Origin of the sequence: Niastella yeongjuensis, assembly GCF_900110245.1 — a bacterium.
Classification (GTDB): domain Bacteria; phylum Bacteroidota; class Bacteroidia; order Chitinophagales; family Chitinophagaceae; genus Niastella; species Niastella yeongjuensis.
This window is the reverse complement of record NZ_FOCZ01000009.1, coordinates 296,068-318,468: the sequence shown is the minus strand read 5'-3', so window position 1 is coordinate 318,468 and position 22,401 is coordinate 296,068. Positions and strand designations below refer to the sequence as shown.

Here is a 22,401-nt window from a genome sequence, read left to right as displayed (position 1 = left end):
AAGAAAGGGTAAGGTAGTGTTCAAGTCTTCAATGGGTGGATTGTTTACGCCGGATGGCTATGTCATATATGTATCTACGAAGCACGCGCTGGAAGCCATTGCAGAAGCTATGTCGTCGGAATTGAAGAAGTACAACATTCAGGTGCAACAATTAATCCAGGCGCTTATCTTACCGGCTATAAAGTCGCACTCACAATTTGGAACAGCCCTATTCAATCAGCCCACCGCTCATGAGTTAGCCAGACTTTTTGTAAAAACCCTACTGAAATCAAGGTTAAGGTTGAAGTTTAAAAAAAAGGTTATAAATCAATCGTTGTAATAATAAGATCATGAAATATAGAAAATTGGGTAATACCACGGAACAACTATCCGCTATAGGGCTGGGCACCATGGGTATGAATCATGCCTACGGTGAGCCGGATGATAAAGAATCTATTGCCACCTTGAACCTAGCCATTGATCTGGGCATTAATTTTTGGGACACTGCTGACATTTATGCTAAAGGCGACAATGAGAAACTGGTCTCCGAAGTGTTGGTTCCAAACAGGGACAAAATTTTCATTGCAACAAAATTTGGGTACAGATGGGATGATAACAGGGAGAATTCGTTTGATGCATCTCCTGCTTATCTTAAAACAGCGGTAGAACAAAGCCTGAAACGTTTGCGCGTAAATTATATTGACCTGTATTATGCGCACCGGGTAGATCCGAATGTGCCCATTGAAGAAACAGTGGGTGCTATGGCTGAATTGGTTAAAGAAGGTAAGGTTAAATACCTTGGTTTATCGGAAGCCTCTGTAGCATCGATTAAAAAAGCACACGCCATACATCCGATTGCTGCGCTGCAAAGTGAATATTCGTTGTTAACAAGGAACGTAGAAGCGGAAATACTTCCTTTAACAAAAGAACTGGGTATATCATTTATCCCCTTTAGTCCATTAGCCCGGGGGCTTGTAACCAATACACTCGATGTAAGTACACTTGGGGACGACGACTTTCGCAAGAAATTGCCCCGCTACCAGGAGAAGTATGCCGAAAATAACAGAAAACTGGCGGAAGGGTTTGCTGAAATTGCAGCAGCAAAAAATGTTACACCAGCTCAAATAGGACTTGCATGGGTTTTATATCAGGGTGAAAATATAATACCTATCCCAGGTACAAAGAAAACCAAATACCTGTTGGAAAATGCCGCTGCAGTGGATGTGAACCTGACAACAGACGATCTGCAGGCTATTGATGAATTGCTTAAAAAGTACCCGGATACCGGTGCGAGATATAGCGAGCATCATGAAAAAATGGCAAATATTTAAGTGCCTGTAATCACTTTTTCATTTTGCATAATAAGGAAAGGACAATGATTGATGCGAATCTCTAAATTTTCATAATTCTTATATATTATGAAACGAAGAAACAAACGAATAGATTTAACAAAAGGTGAGAAAGAACTCTTTAAAGAATTCATGCCAGAAGATTTTATTGAGCTTTCAACGTATAGCGTGGAACGGCGGCATTTCCTGAAACTGGTGGGTTTAATGGGTGGAGGAATATTCACTATGCAATTCCTAAGTCAACATTCGATTTTTGCGCAGGACGTAAATGAGTTGACATTATATGAAATGCCCACTGACGTTGAAAATGTTGTCAAAGTAACGTTTAAGGTTAATGGTGCACAAAAAATGCTTGTCATTGATTCGAGAATGACATTACTGGATGCTTTAAGAGAGCGATTAAAACTGACCGGATCCAAAAAAGGCTGCGATCATGGACAGTGTGGCGCATGTACAGTGATTGTGGACGGCAGGCGGGTACTATCGTGCCTGACACTGGCTGCGGCATGTGATAGAATTTCGGTTAAAACAATAGAAGGCATTGGCAGAAGTGAAGAGCTTCATCCCATACAAGCTGCTTTCATTAAGCATGATGGATTTCAGTGTGGCTATTGCACACCGGGACAGATATGCTCTGCGGTAGCATTGATGCAGGAGGCAAAGAATGGTGAAGCAAGTTATATAACTAATAACATTCGTTCCAAAGCATTGCCCATACAACTTTCAGACGATGAGATCCGTGAGAGAATGTCTGGAAATATCTGCCGCTGCGGCGCCTATCCTAATATTATTGCAGCGATCCGCGAAGTACATACTGGTAAAGATGGCGCGCAACCCTGGCAATATAGCAGTTAAAAACAATTACCAATATTCAGAAATGGTAAACAAATAAAAGAGATTAACATGAGGCCATTCAAATATTCACGGGCTGAAGATGTTCATTCGGCCATACAAAAAGTGGCAGCAAATCCTAATGCCAAATTTCTCGCAGGCGGCACTAATATTCTTGATCTAATGAAGGAAGATGTCGAGCGTCCTGATGAACTAATTGATGTAACGAGACTAGACCTGGCAGGTGTTAAAATGAGCTCAATCGGCGTCAGCAAAAAAAGCATAGCCATCGGGGGACTTGGTAAAAACTCCGATACAGCAAATCATCCGCTTATACGTCAAAATTTTCCGCTGTTATCACAGGCGATCCTGTCAGGTGCCTCAGCACAGATCCGTAATATGGCCACAAATGGCGGAAATCTGAACCAGCGAACCCGCTGCTCATATTTTTATGATGTGTCAATGCCTTGCAATAAACGAGAGCCGGGTTCCGGATGCAGCGCACTTGAAGGAATCAATCGGATGCATGCAGTTTTCGGCTGGTCAAAAGATTGTGTAGCTGTTCATCCTTCCGATATGTGCGTTGCACTGGTGGCACTTGATGCCACGGTCAGGGTGCAGGGAATCGAAGGTAAGGAAAGATCCATTCCTATCATTGACTATCATCGACTGCCAGATAATATGCCACAGATAGACAACAATCTCAAACAAGGCGAACTGATCACAGCCATCGATATTCCGGAAAATAATTTTGCAGGTAACAGTTATTATTTAAAAATACGGGACCGTGCAAGCTATGCGTTCGCACTGGTTTCGGTAGCAGCCGGCCTGGAAATAAATGGAGACAGTATTCAACAAGCCAGAATTGCCATGGGGGGTGTCGCGCACAAACCCTGGCGAGCAGCAGAAGCCGAAAAATTTCTTGTTGGTAAAACACCAACACAAGAGAATTATAAAGCAGCAGCCGAAGTGGAAATGCGAAATGCGGATCCGCTTGAACATAATAAATTCAAGATCGAATTAGGCAAACGTGCTATCGTTCGCGCGCTGCAATTGGCCATAAGCAATAATATGAGTTAATTTAAAGAGTTTCAAATGCGGGAGAAACACAAAATTATCGGATCACCGGTAAGTAGAATTGAGGGCCATTTGAAAGTAACGGGAAAAGCCGCCTATGCAGCGGAATTCTCCTTCCCTCATCTGATGTATGGATTTCCTGTTCAAAGTACGATTACTGCAGGGGAAATAAAATCGATTGATGTAATAGCCGCAGAAAGATCACCGGGCGTACTGAAAATTATCACCCATCATAACGCATTAAAACTAATGCCCCGTCCGCCCGTGACACATGCTAACCGAATGACACGTTCAAATCCGGTTTTACAAAATACGAGGATCCATTGTTTTGGTCAATATATCGGACTCGTTGTTGCGGAAACTTATGAGCAGGCACGCTTTGCGGCTCGACTGGTAAAAGTCTCATACAAAACGGAAAGGCCAAAAATTGATTTCGATGAGAATCTGAAAGATGCTTACAAACCGGAGATCCTCAATGCGGGACATCCGACAGATACAAGTTGGGGTGATCTGGAAAGCGGGTTAAAACAATCTGCCGAAATACTCTCGGAAACCTATAATACCCCTATTGAACAACATAACCCGATGGAGCCTCATGCGACGATCGCATTTTTTGAAGGCGAAAGGCTCACAGTTTATGAGTCGACACAAATACTTGGTACTACAAAAGAGGCGATTGCCAATACATTCAATATTCCAAAGGAAAATATCCAGGTACTGGCACCATTTATAGGTGGAGGTTTTGGATCTAAATTGCAACCGCGGGAGCATCTTATGCTAACGGTAATGGCGGCAAAAATGTTGAATCGCCCCGTTAAAACTGCTATTACCCGACAAATGATGCAAACTAACGTCGGTTTGCGCCAGCATAATCGGCAGAAAGTTCGCATCGGCACAGAGAAGGATGGAAAACTTCTGGCTCTTTCCCATGAGATTGTTACACATACTTCCGTAGACGAAGAATTTATAGAGCAATCAGGAGCGATTTCAAGGATGATGTATGAAGTTCCGAATTCGCTGGTTACACATCGCGTTTTTACCACGAATATTCAGGTGCCACGCTGGACCCGGGCGCCCGGAGAAACACCCGGAAGTTTTGCACTTGAATCTGCTATGGATGAAATGGCCCATAGGTTAAAAATTGATCCCATTGAATTTCGAACTAAAAATGAACCGTCAGTTAATCCTGAAAACAAAAAGCCATGGGCATCGCGATCAGTTATTGAGTGTATGAGAATGGGGGCGGAAAAATTTGGCTGGAACATGCGTAATTCTGAGCCAATGAGCACCCGAAACGGCAGATGGTTAGTTGGGTATGGAATGGCGTCGGCATCCCGGGGTGCCCCTTGTCGTGAAGCCAGTGCACGGGTGAAAATAACAAATAGTAATAAAAATATAAGGGCCCGTATTGAGCTGGCCGCTACTGATATTGGAACCGGAAGTTATACAATTATTGCTCAGGTAGCTGCGGAGAGGCTTGGTTTGCCAGTTGAAAAAATAAAAGTTATAATCGGCGATTCAGATCTTCCGCCAACTCCGGGATCAGGCGGGTCCTGGGGCGCGGGAACTTATACCAACGCGGTAGATGCAGTGTGTGAAAAAGCAAAAAATGAATTGCTTGGGAAAAGCAAAATTAAGTTTGTCAACGAACCTGGCATCACCGAATTAATGAAGGCAGCAGCCTTGAACGAGTACCAGACAGAAGGATCTGTGAAGCCTTCAGAAGAATCGGAAAAATATTCCCATTTCAGTTTTGGCGCTCATTTCGCCGAAGTTTGGGTAGATGAAAGTTTGGGCATAGTGAAAATCCCTCGTTTCACATCAGCCATTGCTGCTGGAACAATTTTGAATGAAAAAACAGCACGTTCTCAAATTATTAGTGGAGTAGTATGGGGAATCGGGCAGGCTTTGACTGAAGAAAGTGTTTTAGATAAACGCTATGGAAATTATGTCACAAGAACATTCGCTGATTATCACGTGCCGGTTAACCTGGATATCGGCAATATAGAAGTATATTTTTTGCATGAAGAGGACAAAACCATCAATCGTTTAGGGGTAAAAGGAGTTGGAGAACTTGGAATCACTAGTGTAGCAGCTACAATAGCCAACGCAATTTTCAATGCAACTGGAAAGCGTATTAGGGATCTACCCATCACGCCAGATAAATTGTTGTTGTAAGAAAGTGATTCTATTTAATTCTAAAATTGTGGCACTCCTTCGTCTGGCATTGGTAATAATTTTGCCGGTAACACCCATATTACGTAAACACTAGTTTTCTTAAAATAGCAGCCAAAAAACGGTCAAAAAAAAGCCCCATGCGGGGCTTTAATATAGGCAAAAAGAATATTTAATACCTGTTTTCATTGTAGCTATTCCGGTTATTGAAACCGCTGCTGTCACCGTTCCGGGAAGACCTGTCGTCTTTCGGTTTGGCAACAGATACGCTGATCGACCTGCTTTCAACCGTTTTGCCATCCAATTCTGCGATAGCTTTTTGGGAAGCGGCTTCATCGGTCATTTCCACAAAGCCGAAGCCTCTTGATCTGCCCGTTTCCCGGTTTATAATAACTTTAGCTGAGGTAACTTCTCCGTAAGGAGCAAAAAATTCTTTTAGGTCTTCATCCTGTACGCTGAAGCTTAAATTTGATACATAAATGTTCATTCCGTGAAATTAAAATGATGAATAATTTCTGAGGAAAGCAAGAAGTAAGAAACTAACTATAATGCAGATGTACTAAGCAATGTAATTAATGAATACTAATGCGAGGCTCAAAATAACTATATGAAGGTAGTCTTTATTATCTGAAGTAACTAGTCGAATTTGTTAAAACCCTAAAACTAATCGGTTGTTGAGGTATTTACCATTTACTTTTTATCTGACTTTCTGTGACGGAAACCAGCTTGCCATCAAACATTGTTTGGTTAAGCGATACGATCGCCTGGCGGGCTTCACTGTCAGTAGTCATTTCGATTATCCCATTACGTTTTGACCGGCCGTTTAATTTGTCTTTCACTACTTCAGCCGATGTTACGTTGCCAAAGGATGAAAATAATCTTCGTAAATCACGGTCCTCGGTATGCAAACTAAGATTGAAAATCTGTATGTTCATAATGGTTATTTTTTAATGATATTATTAAGCTGCTTATATAACCTTTCTGCTCAATTGCTATAATATAAGTATATCCCGCGCAACCAGTTAAAAACAGATAGTTCGCTTTTCAATTCTAAGGGGAGTTGCGTTGAAATAAGTTCTTCGAGCTGGCAACCATCTGTAATCGTCAATTTGCCAATTGATTTGCCGAAGTGGTTAATGATAAACAGCACCTGATAACCGTTAAGCGGGTTAAAAGTACGCCGGTTGGGTTCGTTGTTTTCCTTACAATGATGATGCATCACGGCCCAATCGTAATTCTTTTTGCGTAAATGTTCTTTTAAAAATATCATATCTGAATTTAAAGAGCGGATCAATTAGCTCTCCTGTTTCCCGTTAGTATACATCTGCTGTTTGGTTAACTATTTTCTGATAGGCAAGCGTTGCTGATCATATGCAAGTTATGCGTGGCTCTTAAACCTTTTTGATTTGTTAGTCGAAATTGTCTCTTCTACACTGATGTAGTAGTTCATAAACCGGCTGTTATTGAGTTCACTAATAACAATTTGACCTGCTTTATATTCCATTTCTACCAATGCCACCCCCTCTGATAAGCCGTTTTGGGCATTCATCATTATCCTGGCAGACGATACCAACCCAAAAGGAAGCAGAAGATTTGCCAGATGGGTAGCGGTAGTGAATCTGTTTAAATTGCTGATTAATAAGCGCATACTTTTAATTTACTTAGTTAAAGGAAATGACGAGGTAAAGTGTAGGAAAGCAAAAGGTAGGAAATTACACAATAAAAGGTCAGTATTTAAAGATATGCTTATTTGCAGTAACGATCTAATTTATTATTTGTGGTGGTTTAACATGTCTTTTTAAAAGAACAGCGACAAAGGTCAAATGGCATTTGTGTTATTTATTGAACTACCTTCACTGGATATGAAATTACAGGTTAACAGGATCAATGTGCGCTTAAATCCAGATGTCAGAAAAGTAATTCCCCGTTTTTTTAATACAGGGGATGAGCGTTCCCTGACGCTAATTAACAGGGTGATGCAGTTGCCCGACAACCAGGTAAATGAATTATTGCTACAGGTTCAACATGAATTTCATAAACGCTATAGTAATATCCGGCTTGTTTTTGTAAAGCATTTTGAATTAATAAAACACTTGTTAACTGAAAAGGAGTGTCTGGCTTTATCCTTCGAAAAAAAATTGTTGATAGGTTCTTATTTTACCATGGAATATTCACTGGAACATGCAGCCTTGTTTAACCCTTCTATTGTGGAAGATCCGGACCAGTCCGATACTGCAGCAGGAGAAAAAAATGTGATCGTCAGTTTCAGAGCTACAGGGGAAGGTCATATATCATCCCTTGTATTTAAACGGGCAAAACTTGATAAAAATGCAAAGATCCATTTTGAGCCTTCAGGGAAGTATATGAACCAGGGGACGGTAACACAACAGAAAAGGAATAACAAAAAAGCATTTAAGGAGTTACTATCCCAATACCCATTTCCGGAAGGGATTTGCACAGATATTTTAAACCAGTTGAAAGATACGTTTTCTTATAAAGAGATTGAATCGGTTGTAAAAAATGCCCTGCAGCATGTAGGGACCGGTACGGCAAAGAACAAACTTAAATATGATATCCTCAGCCTGGTGAATACCAGTTATGAATTACATTTTCTTCAGGAATCTTTATTGTCAGAACGGGTTATTTTTCCGGTAACGTTTACTGAGAAGAATGGTATTGAGGATGCCAGGTTTATAAAATTTACCGCTGAAGATGGTGCTACCACTTATTTTGCTACTTATACAGCGTACGATGGCTCATTCATTTTACCACATTTAATTGAAACAAAGGATTTTTTACATTTTAAGATGTCGCCACTTCATGGAAAAGCAGCAGTTAATAAAAACCTTGCTTTATTTCCCAGAAAGATCAATGGACAATATGCCATGATCTCCCGCATTGACGGGGTTAATAACTACATAATGTTCTCTGAAGATTTGTATCTGTGGGAAACGGCCACTTTGCTGCAGCAACCGGTGTATCCATGGGAATTTGTGCAGATCGGCAATGCCGGGTCGCCCATAGAAACGGAAGAGGGATGGCTGGTAATTACCCATGGCGTTGGTCCGATGCGTAAATACTGTCTCGGCGCCAGCCTGTTTAATCTAAACGACCCAACCAAAGAACTGGGACGTTTAAAGGAACCGTTATTAATGCCGGATGAAGATGAATGGCACGGATATGTACCAAATGTGGTTTATTCCTGTGGAGCTATATTACATCAGGATTGTTTGTTTATTCCTTATGCCGTTTCTGATTATGCTACCTCATTTGCTACGGTACCTCTGGCCGCATTATTAAATGCCATGAATTAAACCAGTTGATCAGGGACGTTACAGGCTACCAGGTTGCCGGGCCACCTGTTCATACAACTGAATATAATGTCTGGCCATTACCTGACTACCGAATTGAGCCATGGCATGTTCCCGGCAAGCCTGTCTGCTGATCATTTTAATATTATTCAAAGCTGCGACCGCCTCCCCGGTATGTTGAACTATAAACCCTGTTTTTTTATCTATGATCAGTTCCTGCATGGAACCCCGGTTAAAAGCAACCACCGGTGTGCCGCACATCATTGCTTCTGCCACACTGAGGCCGAACGGCTCTTCGAAATTGATGGGGTGTAATAACGCCAGTGCATTTGCCAAAAGCTCATTGCGCAACCCCGGTCCTACATTCCCTTTGTATATTATCGATGTGTCATTGAGGTAAGGAACAATTTTTTCTCTAAAATAATTTTCATCCTGCACCAGTCCGCAAAGGATTAACTTTTTATTTGATTGAGTGGCGATCTGTATAGCTTCATAAGCTCCTTTATGCGGATGAAACCTTCCAAAATACAACAGGTAATCTCCATCACCCTGGCCAAACTGAAATTGTTCTTCATTAATACCATTGTAAACGGTATCGAGATACTGAAGTTCAGGATGGCGGTTGTTGTGGCTTATTGATACATACTGGGTTCGTTTATTATATTTTTTATACACCGGTAGAATTTCTTCAGAAGAAAAACCATGAATGGTGGTTATTACCGGGCATTTGATTAACGAAGAATAGGTCAGCGGGAGAAAATCAAAATGATTGTGTATGACATCAAATTGTGAAGCCTGCTCCATAAGATTGGAGATGTGCAGGCATTCCCAAACTTTTGCATCGGCGGGCTGCTCACCCAATGACGTTTGGCATACCCACTGTAGCTTTGCCTTCGTAACAGAATCCCCAGTGGCAAATAACGTAACATCCATTCCGTTTTTTACCAATGCTTCTGTTAAAACAGAAGCTACCTGCTCCCATGGACCGTAATGCAAAGGTGGGGTTCTCCAGATTATAGGCGCAAGTACCGCTATTTTCATGCTTATAAAGTTGAGGCTACCAACAGGTGCGAGATCCAGTACGCCAGTGTACTCTCTGCACCCTGGTTTAAATTGATTCCTTTGGTATGCAGGCCGTCTGCGCATCCTCCGTTTGAAAAATCGTACAGCGAAAGCCTCAGATCATTATCTCCCAGGAACCATTGATAGCATTTATACATGCGGGCCAGGTACAATTGTTCACCGGTAAGTCTGAACGCCTGTTGGTAATACAGTACCATTGCCATTGCGTCGATGCCCTGCTGATCGAACTGGGCTATTGGGCCGCCCTGTTTATGCCATCCTGCGTTTCCAATGGGTCTGAATGTATCATTATAAAATACCCTGGATTCCAGAAAAGCCATAGATTCAAAGGCGATCGTCAGGTATTCGTCCTGTTGCGTTACTTCAAATGCATTTAACAAAGCAAGTGGCAGCATGGCATTATCATAAGTAAGAACGGGTTCAAACCAATGCCAGTCGCTGCTTTTGCTATCCTTATACATGGCAACCATTTTATCGGCAAGGTGAATTACCATATCTCTTTTCCTGTCATCGGGATAATGGTATTTAATAAACTGGCAGATGCCTACAATGGTATTGGCAATGCCGCGCAGTGATGTAAGTTTACTGGCATGCGGATATGCTTTTATAAATATTCCCTGCGCAGTTCTGATCAATAAATGAGAACGGCCTTCGTTGATCAAATACCCAAGTGCCATCATGGTTCTTCCGAATGAATCCTCTGATCCCCGGTCTTCCGTAGCTGTCATTGTATAACTCAAAAAGTTGCGGAAATATCCATCTTCATTTTGCATGTAATGAATAAAACTCAGGTAAACCAACAAAAGGTCATGAGCAATTTGATCTTTCTTATTGTTCTTACAGGCCCAAACAGCAAAAAGCAAAGCGCGTGCATTATCATCTATGCAATAGCCTTCTTTTCTGTTAGGCATGGAAAACACAGCGTGCTGAATAATACCAGTTTTATCAGTTAAATTACTGATATGCTTGAAGTTTAAAGCCGGCATTTGTGCTTTTGTAAATAAAGCCGGTTGTGATAAAAGCATTGTGTCTTCTGTTTCCATATAAATATATTTTTTAAAATCTGGATATTAATACGTCGGTCAACTCGGTTTTAACAACCGGTTTCTGTAGAATTTTGTCAAACAGTTCCAGGTGGTTTGCGGCAACTTTTTTCCAGGCGGTGTCTTTTGTTTTTAAAGAGGCATGATGCCCCATTTGTATTCTTACGGTCTTATTCTGTAGCAGGTAGATGGCATTTTCTGCCAATGCATGTTCCTGGCCCGGTTCAATGATGATGCCGGTATGTTCATCCAGCATTTCTTTCGCCAGAGCAAATGAATTGGAAATGATGGGGCAGCCTGCGCTCATGGCATATATAAACGTACCGCTTACCGCCTGATCAGGGTCTTTTGAAGTGAATAGGTATATGTCTGTCAATGCCAGGTATTCCATTAGTATAGGGGTCGCTACATATTCATTCACCAGCCGTACATTATTCTGGAGATTATTGTCGTCGATCAATTGTTGCAGGTAATTACGGTATTGTTCACCTTCCTGTTGCAGCAGATTGGGATGCGTAAGGCCCAGAACAATGTAAATAGCCTGCGGAATTTTTTCACTGATCTCCTTCATGGCAAGTATGCCTTTTTCTATTCCTTTATTAGGGCTTAATAAGCCAAAGGTGGTTAGTACCTGGTTATGTATAAGATCATATTTAAGTTTAAGATCACTAGCTCCGATCTTACTATTAGAGGGAGTGCCATGTGGTATGATAATGATCTTTCGGGGGTCCAGCTGATAATCGGCTGTCAATAACCTGGCAGAGTTGGAAGTCATTACGATTATCTTATCAGCCAGTAATGTTATTTTCTGAACCAGTTTTAATCTTTGTTCACCAGGAGCTGGCAATACCGTGTGAAACCGGACGATGAATGGTTTTTCAAGCAGTGCCAGAAATCCCAATAAAAATTCGCCAAGGTTTCCGCCATATAAGCCAAACTCATGTTCTATGCAAACAAGTTCTATGTGCGGGTCCTTGTTAATTTTATTAGCGGTTTCAATGCAGGAGGTTAGATTATAACTATCCATGACCATTGAAACCGGGAGTGGATATGGGTGGCCGGTGTCTTTTTTATCGAGCGCACAAATGGAAATTGAAAAGTCTTCATTTAGCCCGGGAGCAATTGAAGCGGTAAGGTCTTGAGTAAAACTGGCTATGCCACATTTTACAGGCGGGAATGTACTAATAAAAAGTATTTTTGAGCGTGAATGGGAAATTGTCATGCAATTGTTTTTAGAAATGAATAATGGGACAGAACTAACTGGCACAATGCAATAAGATGTTACCTGGAGTGAGCAGGACTACAATTAATTGTTACTTACAAATCGGATGGATCAAAATGAAAGGATCTGTGGGAATATCTTCAAAAGAGTAAGTGAAGGTAGTCTATTTATTTGATTGCAACTATTAAATTACGAATAGCCGGAAAATGCGTGTATCTTTAATAAGCACCCATTTGAGTTTATTAGCACTTTGTAATTGATTGATTGTTTGCTTTCCTTTACCTCCTGCTTTTTCCTCAGATCAATTTTCAATCTTTAAAAAAGCGGAAAGCAGATTTGTTGAAAACTTGGTATCTTTTGATAGCCGATTTAAATTGTAACGTGGTAGAATGAGACCTTCAACAACTTTCCTGGATGATATTTGCTTTGACCATAAACCAACTAGCAAATAAAAAATCCGGAAGCGTTCCCGGATTTTTTCACTCGATAAAATTAAATGGATAGAGTAAGTGTAATTTGGTCATTAGCTAGGATGCATCAATAATTCGTTGCAACTCCTCTTTAGTTTTACCCAGTTTAACCTGCAGTTTTGCCATCATTTCATTCTTCCTGCCTATTTCAAAAAACAGATCCTTATCGGTAAGTGCAGGAAACTCTTTTTTTAACCTGGTCTTTTGTTCGTTCCAGTTTCCACTTGATGTTGTTTTATCTTGCATAATATTTACTTTAATTTTTAATAATAAACTATTGTACAAAAGTGAACTTGTTTTTAATAGGTATTGTTACATCATAAAATAAATAAATTACAACATTCACACTTATATAAAAATTGATAAGGGAAATATTAATTTCCCTTATCAATTACAGGGTCTGGTATCGGTAGGTAAGGTTATTTATCCCGTTTTAGACAAATAATTTTTGCAAGTATAAAGGTGAGATTCTTTTGTATTGAATTGTTATATGATTTTAGAAATGAATTATAAAATTCACACTTTGTAAGGCATTAAGTGTACATGATTAGGAATATACAATAAAGAGTACTACCTTCAGTAGGTTAATTTGAGCCTCGCATAAGTATTCATTAATTACATTGCTTATTTACCTGCATTATAGTTAGTTTCTTACTTCTTGCCTTCCTCGAAATTTATTCACCAGTTAACTTTTACAAATGAACATTTATATAGCAAACTTAAGCTTCGACGTGCACGATGATGACTTGAGAAATATTTTTGCGCCGTATGGAGAAGTTACTTCGGCAAAAGTTATTACAGACAAAGCTACTGGCAGATCAAGAGGTTTCGGATTTGTTGAAATGGCTGATGAAGCCGCTTCAACAAAAGCAATCGCTGAATTGAATGGCACTACAGTAGAAAACAGGACAATCGGCGTAACTGTTGCAAAGCCTAAAGGAGACAGACCTTCTCGTGACTTTAATAGTGGAAAAAGTTATAATGAAAACAGATACTAAAATTATTTTGATTTTTACTGCAGATCAAAGCCCCGTAAGGGGCTTTTTATATTAGTTCTGTATTCTATCGATGGTTGTGCTGTTAGGCCTTTCGTGCTTTATTTTATTTAATTTGGCCTGGTTATTTTCAATTCTATGCTTTAGAGACTGGATATCGCTATGTAATTTGTCCAGGGTTTCTGATTGTGTTATTGCATTCATGGAATCTTTCCAGGCATCATGGGCTGTATTTTTTGCCTTTCTGGCCAGTTTCTTATTATCGGGATCATCACTTAGTTCATCTGTTGCAGTTGAGTCTTTATTTGCGGAATATTGTGCCTTCTTTGAAGCATCTTGCTTTTTATTGCTCTTTTGTTCAAGCTGACTTAGTAATTTGCCTAGTTTTAATTGATTCCTATATATTTCCGATACTAACGAAAGAGAATCTTTCTTTAGCTGCTGACCTGATATTGGTATGCAAAAAAGCAACAAGCCACAAGAGATAAATAAGAACAGTTTTTGCATAATGTAAAGGTGCGATTCTTTCTGTGCTGAATTGTTATATTATTTTTGAAATTTATTATATGATTTACACTTTATAAGTGAGGCGAAGTTGTAATGGAGCGTCTAAATATTTTATTTACAACAATTGCCCACGTAATGCAGTTATTGTAAGTATACTCACTCTTCATTGATCAATATTGAATATGCCATATGAAAGAGATGCCTGTTACCATAAAACGTTCCATTGAGTTGCTGGGACTTTTTTTAATTGGGGCAATACTTGTAATTGGAAAGATTGTTATCATGCCCCTACTCATGTCCTTTTTTATAAGCATTATGCTGTTGCCGGTATACCGCCTCTTCAGAAGGCGAAAGTTTCCTGACGCATTAGCTGTTTTTTTTCCGATATTATTAATAATTATTGTGGTGGCACTCGTTGTATGGCTGTTTTACAATCAGACAAGCTTTCTCCTGCACGATTATCCTCAAATAGAAAAAAATTTAACTACACATCTTAATGCGTTGAGTTTATGGGTTAGCCAGGTGTTCAATTTTTCACCTACAGAGCAATTAAAGTTTATTAAGGACCAAAGCAATAAATTTCTCAGTTATGCAGCCGGCATTTTAAGCGGCGCGGCTGGTTCGGCTACAGGTACTTTGTTATTCTTTGGATTATTGCCCATTTATACCTATTTGTTAATAATGTATAGAAGTATTTTTATGAAGTTCATATTAATGTGTTTTGAACCAAAAGATCATAGAAATATAGAACAGGTTATGCAGCAAATTGAAAAGATGGGAAAAAAATACCTCCTAGGCTTATTAATCCAGCTCGGTTATATTACTGTTCTGTTATGGGTAATGCTGGCTATTTTCGGAATAAAACATGCACTGCTAATAGGAATTATATTTGCTTTCTTGAATCTCATTCCATATCTCGGTGCATTGTTAGGTAATATTTTAGGTGCACTGATTACCCTTGCTTCGTCGGAGAGGGTTGTTGATATCCTGTTTGTACTGGGAGCTATTACAGTGGTACAGTTCCTTGACAATAATATTTTAATGCCACGTATTGTAGGTTCACAGGTTAAGCTCAATCCGCTCATTTCCATCATAGGCATTTTTATTGCCGGGTCCATGACTGGGGTATCAGGTATGTTTCTGGCTCTGCCTATCCTGGCAGTTTTGAAAATCATATTCGACCGTACGGAACAGTTTAAAAAATGGGGGGTGCTGTTAGGAGATGATAGCGCTGCTAAAAAGCCTATGCGTTTCCCGGGGTATGCGGCGACGAAAAAAATAAGCTCATGAAATGGATCCCAACCTTTTTTGCCCGGCTATGGGTTACCTTCAGAACTACTCTTAGGACTTTTATTGCCGAAAATTACCTTCGCTATAGCGCCTCACTTTCTTACTATACAATCTTCGCGCTGGCGCCTTTACTATTTGTTACTATTTCCTTATTCGGATTTTTTTTTGGAAGACAGGCAATGGAAGGAAGAATATTTTCGGAAATAGGATCACAGGTTGGAGATGTTGCAGCAATGCAGATCCGGCAAATGATTCAGCATGTTGTTTTGGAGCATGGTTCTTTTGTGGCAAAGGTTGCGGCAATCATTGTAATAGTGCTTGGTATTACAGCCGTTTTTACAGAAGTGCAGGACGCTATCAATCACATTTGGAAGTTGAAACCAATGCCAAAACTTAACAGGAAAAAATACCTTATAAAAAGGGTGATATCTTTAGGTATATTCAGCGTCATTGGCTTCATACTCGTTTTGTCACTAGTAATCAACTTGCTGATTGATATTTTGGGTAGTTACCTGATCGACTTTTTTGCAGGCGCCGGCGTTTTTATGGCATTTGCAATTAACCGGATATCTATTATCGCTGTTGTGGCCGTATTATTTACATTCATGTTCAAATATGTGCCCGATGGAAAAGTAAAATGGAATGATGCTATAAAAGGAGCAGTCTTTACTTCCTTCTTCTTTATGGTTGGTAAGGGAGTTATAGGTTATTTTCTTAGTCATATCCATACAGCTTCCACCTATGGAGCTGCCGGAAGTCTGGTTGTTTTGCTGCTTTGGATTTACTATTCGAGCGTCATTATATACTTCGGCGCAACTTTTACAAAAGAATACGCGTATCTATATGGGGGAAAGATTATTCCCAGGTCTTACGCAGTTTATTTGGAAACGAAAGAGGTCCTGCCCGGCTAAAAATTAACTCTTCTCCAAACGGCCGCCGCCCCATTCGTTCTGGGGCGGCAGCTTTTAGTTTTATTTCTTTATTATCAATTTATCTTTTTCTATGGGTACCTTATGTCCCTTTTTATCAATCCAATAATATTTTGAATGCTTGTCAATATAAATAGTTTCACCATTGGGACCTACCTTATCCTTGTAAACCTGATCAGTAACTGCTGCTTTCCCTTTTGATGCAACTTCTGCCGTTTTGTTGCCGGCTTTTACCGCGCCGTCTTTAACATCCGTTCCTACTTTACTGGTCGTGCTTTGTGCGTTAACCTGAGAAAATCCTGCTAACAGAACCAGGATTGAAATGCCGATAAACTTTTTCATATTTTCTATTTTGATGTGTGGCTATATAAGCAACACAATGCAAAGGTGCGCCATTAAATTCCAATGACTATTATATAACAGGAGAAATAAGTTATATCATTCACATATTGAACAGGTTTATGCCTGGTCCGGGCTTTGCAACCAATAAGCTGTATTTAAAAACATAATTTACATATGGCGTATACTAAATCAACCAGCGATTCAAAGTCCCGGACCGCAGGTAAATCAAAAAATCGAACATCAGTTTCCAGAGGCGTAGGGAAGAGTAATTCAATATTACAAACGTTCTTTTACGAATCGCTGAAAGATATTTATTGGGCCGAAAAACAATTGACAAAAGCATTACCTAAAATGCAAAAAGCCGCTACAACGCCTGAATTGAAGGCCGCAATAGAGGAACATATTGCCCAAACTAAGGAACAGGTAGGGAGACTAGAGGAAGTATTTCAATTAATGGAACGTAAAGTTCAGGCAAAAAAATGTGATGCTATGGAAGGCCTTATCAAAAAAGGGGAAAGTATTATAGAAGAAACTGAAGATGGAACAATGACGAGGGATGTAGGTATTATTATGGCGGCTCAGAAAGTAGAACATTACGAAATTGCTACGTATGGTGGTTTGGTACAGATCGCCACCGTATTAGGGGAAGACGAGGTTGTTAAACTGTTGAATCAGACTCTAGAAGAAGAAAAAGAAACGGATGCGGGGCTTTCTGAAATTGCTGAAAATAAAATAAACTGGCAGGCAGAACAGGAAGGTGAAGAAAGGGAAGAAGAATAGCATTTAATTCACTGCAGTGCGTAAGTGCAGTAAAAGGGGAGATCAGTGTATGTGATCTCTCCTTTTTTATGTAATATATAAATTCACTTTAAGCCGTATTCTACCACCTGGCGCCTTGGAGCAGGATCTGTTTTAGTCATGTCTGAGTATATTGGGCTGGCATAACTTGTGATGCTTATATAATAATTAAATGTTGATATTATGAAACCAATAAGTACGAAAGTCCATGGATGTATCGATTATATAATGGGTATCTTACTCATCGCAGCACCATGGTTATTTAATTTTGCACGAAATGGCGCAGAAACATGGGTGCCCGTATATTTAGGTATAGCAATCCTTGTGTACAGTTTAATGACAAATTATGAACTGGGTTTATTCCGCCTGATTTCAATGCGCACACATCTGGCCCTTGATATGGTGGGTGGTATTTTACTGGCTGCCTCGCCCTGGCTGTTTGGCTTTGTAAATCATGTTTGGCAACCACACCTGGTATTAGGTATTATCCTGGTATTGGGGGTAGTGATGATGACAAGGCGTGACCCGGTCGAAAGACATGCACCTTTTGATGGAAATATACACAAGAGTACAGCAACCGGACTTTAACCCGATGAATCATTATTGAAGAATTAAAATCTAATTTTATGTCAGTTAAAGAATTGGTAGAATCAACCGCTGAAACGGCAGGTAGACGTATGTTTGGTAATGGACCAAATCGTGCGATTCAATCAGTGCCAAAGCAGCACAGTAAGATCAGAGGTATCTTGATGGTGGCTACCGCAATCATGCTGATCTCCTCTGGGTTAAAAATGTTAAAGAACAGAAACAACTAAAACCATTAAAAATCAAAGTAGGAAAAATCACCATGATTTTTTAATGGTGAATTTTTCCTGCTCTGTTAAAACTTAATTTATGCGTAATATAATCTATATCGTTGCCGTTATTTTTGTCATCGTTTGGCTCGTTGGTCTTATCGGATATCACATGAGGGGCGCCATTCACCTGATGCTTGTGTTTGCAGTTATTGCCGTTCTTCTAAACATTATGCAGGAAGTCTCTGTAGAAGTGAAAAATTGAGTATAACATGCGTTACAGCTGCGTACGCAGTGAATCGGAGGCTGTTCGTTTAGTGGTTCCGTTTTTTATATACTTATCTAATTTGACTTGATTGTTAGATATTCGTTTCTCCAGTTCATGGATATCCTTATTCAATTGGTCCAGGTTTCCCGATTCAATTCTTGCACTCTTCGAATCTTTCTTGGCTGCACGGGCTTCTTTCTTTGCTTTTTTGGCCAATTTCTTATTATTCGGTTGCTCACTTAATTTGTCTGCTGCAGTTGAATTTTTACTGGCAGTATTTTGTGCTTTCTCTGAAGCATCTTGTTTGTTGTTCGTCTTTTGTTCCAGCTGATTTTGCAGTTTGCCCAGTTGCAACTGGTCCTTGCTGATCGCCGACACCAACGAAAGAGAATCTGTATTCACCTGGCCGGACACTGCCATGCAAAAGAACAACAATCCACTCGAGGTTAAAAATAATAGTTTTTTCATGTTGTAAAGGTGAGCTTATTGCTACGGCTTATATTATGCATTTATAGAAAAGAATTACATGATTCACACTTGTTTGTAAGATAGACAACAAAAGAACGCTTAATGAATATTTTTTTTCGGAATCATGCTTAAGGCAACTGTAATGAATGCAAACACAAGCATCAGGTGAAAGAGGCCTCCGGCGTTAAAACCAAAAATACCTATCACCCATCCAATAATGAAAATAACACCAATTATATAGAGTAAGTTTCTCATTGGTTATTATTGTCTGATCATGCGAACCCATTGTTGTATTCGATCAAAGTTTAGCCGATAAAAAATCAACTTCTTCCCGTCAGAAGTTGTCTGCCAATGTATTCTTCAAGATCCTTTAGAAAAATGTTATTGTTGCGGCCGGATTCAAATAATGATTCCAAATGCGATGTTTTGAAAAAACCTGATGTAACCAGTCGGGTAAGTACAGGATTTGCATCAATCCAGGGTATGGGCAGGGTGTGGTTTTTTAAATAAGATATAATGATCTCAACTTTGAAATAATTAGAGGTATCTGATATCCCTGATCGTAAAGCAGCCAATTCTCTCATCGCATTGGGAAAGTTTGCAGGATAAAACTGCTCGGTGTTAATAGTGATATTGTTGGTATTGTTTGACATAAAATCTGCCGGATTGAAACATCCCTGAACTTTTTCATTGATTCCCTGTTTGAATGGAATAATTACATGAATCAGAGTACAAAACTGAATCTTTTAAATCAAATAATAGTTACATAATTGGAGAATTGATTTATATTATTCACAGATCGAAAGAAAGATGGAAAACTTTAAGATCATCATTTTTATATTAGTAGTGTTGATCAGTTTATCGGCTCTTATTGATAAACTCAGACTTCCAAATCCCGTCTTTTTGGTGTTGGTAGGGCTGATCATTGGTTTTGTACCTGTATTGCCTGATCTGGTTATGGACCCGAATGTTGTATTCCTTGTTTTTTTACCACCCTTGCTCTATGATGCCGCTTTCCGTACTTCCTGGCATGAGTTTAAAACCAATATAAAACCGATCTCAGCCTTAGGCATCAGTCTTGTTTTTATTACTACGCTCGCTATTGCCGTAACAGCCCATTATTTCATTCCCGTGTTTAGCTGGCCGCTGGCCTTTCTTTTGGGCGCTATCATTTCTCCGCCTGATGCAGTAGCTGCGACCGGTATCATTAAAGGGCTGGGATTGAACACAAAAGTCATCAGTATTCTGGAAGGGGAGAGCCTTGTTAATGACGCTTCTGCTTTAATTGCCTACCGGTATGCACTGGTGGCAAGCATTACGGGAAGTTTTCTGCTCTGGGAGGCCGGGTTACAGTTTTTGTATGTGGCGGGGGTGGGCATAATTATGGGTTTGCTGATTGGCTTTGTATTAATATTTATTCATAAAAGGATCGTGAACCAGTCTATAGTGGAGACAAGCCTCACCCTGTTGACTCCTTTTATGTCCTATTTAGCTGCTGAGCAGATCCATGCTTCCGGCATCCTGGCTGTAGTAAGTACCGGACTTTTACTGGCATGGCGTTCTCCGGAAATCTTTTCTTATCAGACAAGGATCCGGACAAGAGTGGTTTGGGATACATTGATGTTCTTGTTGAATGGCTTTGTATTTATTCTCATTGGCCTGCAATTACCCGGTATTTTAAAACAATTAACAGACTATAGCTTATCTGCGCTTATAGGTTATGGATTGATCGTTAGCGTGGTGACAATTCTGGTACGGATGATATGGGTTTTCGGGGGTGTCTATTTATTCAGGATGTTTAACCGGGATAAAGGAAATAGTAATGGTGTACCGGCAGATCAGGAACGGTTTGGCGATTGGAAAAATGTGTTAATAGTTGCCTGGACAGGAACAAGAGGAGTAATATCCATGGCGTTGGCTCTTGCACTGCCACTTAACCTGTATAATGGAAATACCTTCCTGCAAAGACACCTGATCGTATTTGTTTGCTTTGTGGTGGTTTTTGTAACGCTGGTGGTACAGGGATTTTCCCTTCCCCTGTTGATCAGGTTGCTTGATGTGAAGCCTGTTATTAGTGAGGATAAGGAGGAAAAAGAACTGCAATTGTATATAGTGAACAGCACGATGCATTTTATTGACTATGAATTTTATCCTCAGCCGCCCGAACGAACCAGGATAGAGTTAAAAAAGAAGTTCGAGCAGGTAGCGGCGAAGCTGGTCAATGAGATCAATATACATACCAGAAACGAAAGCGAGGAAGAACAGGTAGCTGTAAGAACACTTACCGACATGCAAAAAGCCCAGCTGGAGATCGGGCGGTTTCAACGGGAACTGCTGTTAAAACTTCATAAGGAAGGCCGGTTCAGCGATGCGGCAATAAGGACGGTGGAAAGGGATATGGATATAGCGGAACTGAAGCTGAATCAATCGCTTCCTAAAAAAGATGAATAAGCAAGTTTTTACGTATATTTAGAACCAAACGCCGTCATACCCCATGTTATCTTTCTGTATTGGTAATAAAAACATAATCCCGCATGAAAATTTCTTAAATATGCTCCTGTGATCCTGTATATAAAAAATATGGTATGCCTTCGCTGTAAGATGGTCGTGAAAGAGGAATTGACAAAGCTGGGCATTCATTTTACGACAGTAGAGTTAGGCGAAGCGGAAGTGGTGGAGGACATTTCAGCCGAGCAACATGATCAAATAAAGGCTGCGTTATTGAAATCAGGCCTCGAATTAATGGACGATAAAAAGAGTATTCTGATCCAGAAAATAAAAAACGTTATTATTGAATCGGTCCATTATTCACAAGAACCATTGACAGTAAATTTTTCTGAATATTTAAGCCAGAAATTGAACTACGATTATACCTACCTCGCCAATCTCTTTTCAGAAGTACAGGGTATCACCATAGAAAAATTCCTGATCGCCCACAAAATTGAACGGGTAAAAGAACTACTCGTATATAATGAGTTAAATCTAACCGAAATCGCTTACCGGATGCATTATAGCAGTGTGGCGCATCTTTCTGCTCAGTTTAAAAAAGTAACCGGTCTTACTCCTTCACATTTTAAACAATTAAAAGGCAAACGAAGGTCTATGCTGGACGAAATGTGAATCTATCATTTTATCAATGGAAATAATACCCCATATTGAACGGTTATCTAAATGTGTGAATTATGTAATGTATTTTATAAACTGTATAACAGGAAGAAAAAGGCAGCCTATATCTTTGTTATGGTTTTTCATAGGATATTGGATTAATGAGCAGGGCTGGATTTCTATCCGGGCCCTTTTTTGTTAGATAAATCAATGACAGTCAACGCCCGCCAGCGACTTAATGATGCCCGTCATGATGGACTGTTCCCTTCTTTAATAATGTGTGAATAATATAAGAGTCTCTAAGAAGCATATAACAGTTTTTCTGTGAAATTCAGGCAACTTTGATGAAAGCAGTTTTACTACTT

The 22,401-nt window shown here is 39.8% G+C and carries 28 protein-coding genes; 15 read left to right on the top strand and 13 right to left on the bottom strand.

Translation table 11 applies throughout. The annotated features are described in order from the left end of the window. Positions 1 to 16 precede the first annotated feature (16 nt). From BMX95_RS35340 to BMX95_RS23830, 5 genes are all read left to right on the top strand, one after another. Positions 17 to 319: an SDR family oxidoreductase gene (locus BMX95_RS35340; protein ID WP_207631678.1), complete on the top strand. Its 303-nt coding sequence runs from the start codon at positions 17 to 19 to the stop codon at positions 317 to 319. 10 nt (positions 320 to 329) lie between these two features. Next, positions 330 to 1,310 (top strand): aldo/keto reductase, encoded by a 981-nt coding sequence (locus tag BMX95_RS23845; RefSeq protein ID WP_081203007.1) that lies wholly within the window; start codon positions 330 to 332, stop codon positions 1,308 to 1,310. An 87-nt stretch (positions 1,311 to 1,397) separates the two neighbouring features. Further along, positions 1,398 to 2,183 (top strand): 2Fe-2S iron-sulfur cluster-binding protein, encoded by a 786-nt coding sequence (locus tag BMX95_RS23840; RefSeq protein ID WP_081203006.1) that lies wholly within the window; start codon positions 1,398 to 1,400, stop codon positions 2,181 to 2,183. A gap of 48 nt (positions 2,184 to 2,231) precedes the next feature. Beyond that, positions 2,232 to 3,239, top strand: a complete 1,008-nt coding sequence (locus BMX95_RS23835) for an FAD binding domain-containing protein (protein ID WP_081203005.1) — start codon at positions 2,232 to 2,234, stop codon at positions 3,237 to 3,239. A 15-nt stretch (positions 3,240 to 3,254) separates the two neighbouring features. Then, the gene (locus BMX95_RS23830) at positions 3,255 to 5,414 is read left to right on the top strand and encodes a xanthine dehydrogenase family protein molybdopterin-binding subunit (protein ID WP_081203004.1); all 2,160 of its coding nucleotides are present in this window, start codon (positions 3,255 to 3,257) and stop codon (positions 5,412 to 5,414) included. Positions 5,415 to 5,583: 169 nt separating this feature from the next. Here the strand turns inward: BMX95_RS23830 and BMX95_RS23825 are convergent, their stop codons facing one another. From BMX95_RS23825 to BMX95_RS23810, 4 genes are all read right to left on the bottom strand, one after another. Continuing rightward, a complete protein-coding gene (locus tag BMX95_RS23825; protein ID WP_081203003.1) occupies positions 5,584 to 5,898 on the bottom strand; it encodes an RNA recognition motif domain-containing protein in 315 nt (104 codons plus the stop codon). Positions 5,899 to 6,094: 196 nt separating this feature from the next. After that, positions 6,095 to 6,346, bottom strand: a complete 252-nt coding sequence (locus BMX95_RS23820; protein WP_081203001.1) for an RNA recognition motif domain-containing protein — start codon at positions 6,344 to 6,346, stop codon at positions 6,095 to 6,097. 50 nt (positions 6,347 to 6,396) lie between these two features. Further along, on the bottom strand, positions 6,397 to 6,681 hold the full coding sequence (locus BMX95_RS23815; RefSeq protein WP_081203000.1) for a hypothetical protein: 285 nt from the start codon (positions 6,679 to 6,681) through the stop codon (positions 6,397 to 6,399). Positions 6,682 to 6,789: 108 nt separating this feature from the next. Beyond that, on the bottom strand, positions 6,790 to 7,059 hold the full coding sequence (locus BMX95_RS23810) for an RNA recognition motif domain-containing protein (protein WP_081202999.1): 270 nt from the start codon (positions 7,057 to 7,059) through the stop codon (positions 6,790 to 6,792). A gap of 214 nt (positions 7,060 to 7,273) precedes the next feature. On the opposite strand from BMX95_RS23810, the gene BMX95_RS23805 reads away from it, so the two are divergent. Continuing rightward, the gene (locus BMX95_RS23805; RefSeq protein WP_081203002.1) at positions 7,274 to 8,725 is read left to right on the top strand and encodes a glycoside hydrolase family 130 protein; all 1,452 of its coding nucleotides are present in this window, start codon (positions 7,274 to 7,276) and stop codon (positions 8,723 to 8,725) included. 18 nt (positions 8,726 to 8,743) lie between these two features. Here BMX95_RS23805 and BMX95_RS23800 read toward each other — a convergent pair whose 3' ends face one another. The 4 genes from BMX95_RS23800 to BMX95_RS23785 all read right to left on the bottom strand — a co-directional run bounded on the left by BMX95_RS23800 (position 8,744) and on the right by BMX95_RS23785 (position 12,786). Continuing rightward, the gene (locus BMX95_RS23800) at positions 8,744 to 9,763 is read right to left on the bottom strand and encodes a glycosyltransferase family 4 protein (protein WP_081202998.1); all 1,020 of its coding nucleotides are present in this window, start codon (positions 9,761 to 9,763) and stop codon (positions 8,744 to 8,746) included. Positions 9,764 to 9,765: 2 nt separating this feature from the next. Then, positions 9,766 to 10,848, bottom strand: a complete 1,083-nt coding sequence (locus tag BMX95_RS23795; RefSeq protein ID WP_081202997.1) for a glycosyltransferase — start codon at positions 10,846 to 10,848, stop codon at positions 9,766 to 9,768. Positions 10,849 to 10,861: 13 nt separating this feature from the next. Further along, positions 10,862 to 12,070 (bottom strand): glycosyltransferase, encoded by a 1,209-nt coding sequence (locus BMX95_RS23790; protein WP_081202996.1) that lies wholly within the window; start codon positions 12,068 to 12,070, stop codon positions 10,862 to 10,864. Between the two features lie 527 nt (positions 12,071 to 12,597). Then, positions 12,598 to 12,786 carry a CsbD family protein gene (locus BMX95_RS23785; protein WP_081202995.1) on the bottom strand — a complete coding sequence of 63 codons (189 nt, stop codon included), beginning with the start codon at positions 12,784 to 12,786 and terminating at the stop codon, positions 12,598 to 12,600. A gap of 452 nt (positions 12,787 to 13,238) precedes the next feature. On the opposite strand from BMX95_RS23785, the gene BMX95_RS23780 reads away from it, so the two are divergent. After that, the gene (locus BMX95_RS23780; RefSeq protein ID WP_081197982.1) at positions 13,239 to 13,538 is read left to right on the top strand and encodes an RNA recognition motif domain-containing protein; all 300 of its coding nucleotides are present in this window, start codon (positions 13,239 to 13,241) and stop codon (positions 13,536 to 13,538) included. 51 nt (positions 13,539 to 13,589) lie between these two features. Here the strand turns inward: BMX95_RS23780 and BMX95_RS23775 are convergent, their stop codons facing one another. Beyond that, positions 13,590 to 14,042, bottom strand: coding sequence for a hypothetical protein (locus tag BMX95_RS23775; protein WP_165758827.1), 453 nt, complete (start codon positions 14,040 to 14,042; stop codon positions 13,590 to 13,592). Between the two features lie 189 nt (positions 14,043 to 14,231). On the opposite strand from BMX95_RS23775, the gene BMX95_RS23770 reads away from it, so the two are divergent. Beyond that, a complete protein-coding gene (locus BMX95_RS23770; RefSeq protein ID WP_081197981.1) occupies positions 14,232 to 15,332 on the top strand; it encodes an AI-2E family transporter in 1,101 nt (366 codons plus the stop codon). Further along, positions 15,329 to 16,243, top strand: a complete 915-nt coding sequence (locus BMX95_RS23765) for a YihY/virulence factor BrkB family protein (RefSeq protein WP_081197980.1) — start codon at positions 15,329 to 15,331, stop codon at positions 16,241 to 16,243. The genes BMX95_RS23770 and BMX95_RS23765 overlap by 4 nt, the downstream gene beginning before the upstream one ends. Positions 16,244 to 16,303: 60 nt before the next feature. Here the strand turns inward: BMX95_RS23765 and BMX95_RS23760 are convergent, their stop codons facing one another. Beyond that, the gene (locus BMX95_RS23760; protein WP_081197979.1) at positions 16,304 to 16,603 is read right to left on the bottom strand and encodes a hypothetical protein; all 300 of its coding nucleotides are present in this window, start codon (positions 16,601 to 16,603) and stop codon (positions 16,304 to 16,306) included. 174 nt (positions 16,604 to 16,777) lie between these two features. Between BMX95_RS23760 and BMX95_RS23755 the strand changes: the two genes are divergently transcribed. The 4 genes from BMX95_RS23755 to BMX95_RS34605 all read left to right on the top strand — a co-directional run bounded on the left by BMX95_RS23755 (position 16,778) and on the right by BMX95_RS34605 (position 18,460). After that, entirely contained in the window at positions 16,778 to 17,383 is a 606-nt protein-coding gene (locus BMX95_RS23755) for a YciE/YciF ferroxidase family protein (RefSeq protein WP_081197978.1), read from the top strand. A 201-nt stretch (positions 17,384 to 17,584) separates the two neighbouring features. After that, positions 17,585 to 17,989, top strand: coding sequence for an SPW repeat domain-containing protein (locus tag BMX95_RS23750; protein WP_081197977.1), 405 nt, complete (start codon positions 17,585 to 17,587; stop codon positions 17,987 to 17,989). A 38-nt stretch (positions 17,990 to 18,027) separates the two neighbouring features. Further along, positions 18,028 to 18,216, top strand: coding sequence for a hypothetical protein (locus tag BMX95_RS23745; protein WP_081197976.1), 189 nt, complete (start codon positions 18,028 to 18,030; stop codon positions 18,214 to 18,216). 79 nt (positions 18,217 to 18,295) lie between these two features. Further along, the gene (locus BMX95_RS34605; RefSeq protein WP_107686013.1) at positions 18,296 to 18,460 is read left to right on the top strand and encodes a lmo0937 family membrane protein; all 165 of its coding nucleotides are present in this window, start codon (positions 18,296 to 18,298) and stop codon (positions 18,458 to 18,460) included. A gap of 12 nt (positions 18,461 to 18,472) precedes the next feature. On the opposite strand, the gene BMX95_RS23740 is transcribed toward BMX95_RS34605, so the two are convergent. The 3 genes from BMX95_RS23740 to BMX95_RS23735 form a co-directional block, all read right to left on the bottom strand. Beyond that, on the bottom strand, positions 18,473 to 18,931 hold the full coding sequence (locus BMX95_RS23740) for a hypothetical protein (protein ID WP_081197975.1): 459 nt from the start codon (positions 18,929 to 18,931) through the stop codon (positions 18,473 to 18,475). A gap of 99 nt (positions 18,932 to 19,030) precedes the next feature. Beyond that, complete coding sequence (locus BMX95_RS34600) at positions 19,031 to 19,186, bottom strand: lmo0937 family membrane protein (protein WP_107686012.1); 156 nt, start codon at positions 19,184 to 19,186, stop codon at positions 19,031 to 19,033. A 65-nt stretch (positions 19,187 to 19,251) separates the two neighbouring features. Beyond that, complete coding sequence (locus tag BMX95_RS23735) at positions 19,252 to 19,584, bottom strand: hypothetical protein (RefSeq protein WP_081197974.1); 333 nt, start codon at positions 19,582 to 19,584, stop codon at positions 19,252 to 19,254. 157 nt (positions 19,585 to 19,741) lie between these two features. Between BMX95_RS23735 and BMX95_RS23730 the strand changes: the two genes are divergently transcribed. Continuing rightward, entirely contained in the window at positions 19,742 to 21,382 is a 1,641-nt protein-coding gene (locus BMX95_RS23730; RefSeq protein ID WP_081197973.1) for a Na+/H+ antiporter, read from the top strand. A gap of 108 nt (positions 21,383 to 21,490) precedes the next feature. Then, positions 21,491 to 22,051, top strand: a complete 561-nt coding sequence (locus BMX95_RS23725; RefSeq protein WP_081197972.1) for a helix-turn-helix domain-containing protein — start codon at positions 21,491 to 21,493, stop codon at positions 22,049 to 22,051. Positions 22,052 to 22,401: the final 350 nt, after the last annotated feature.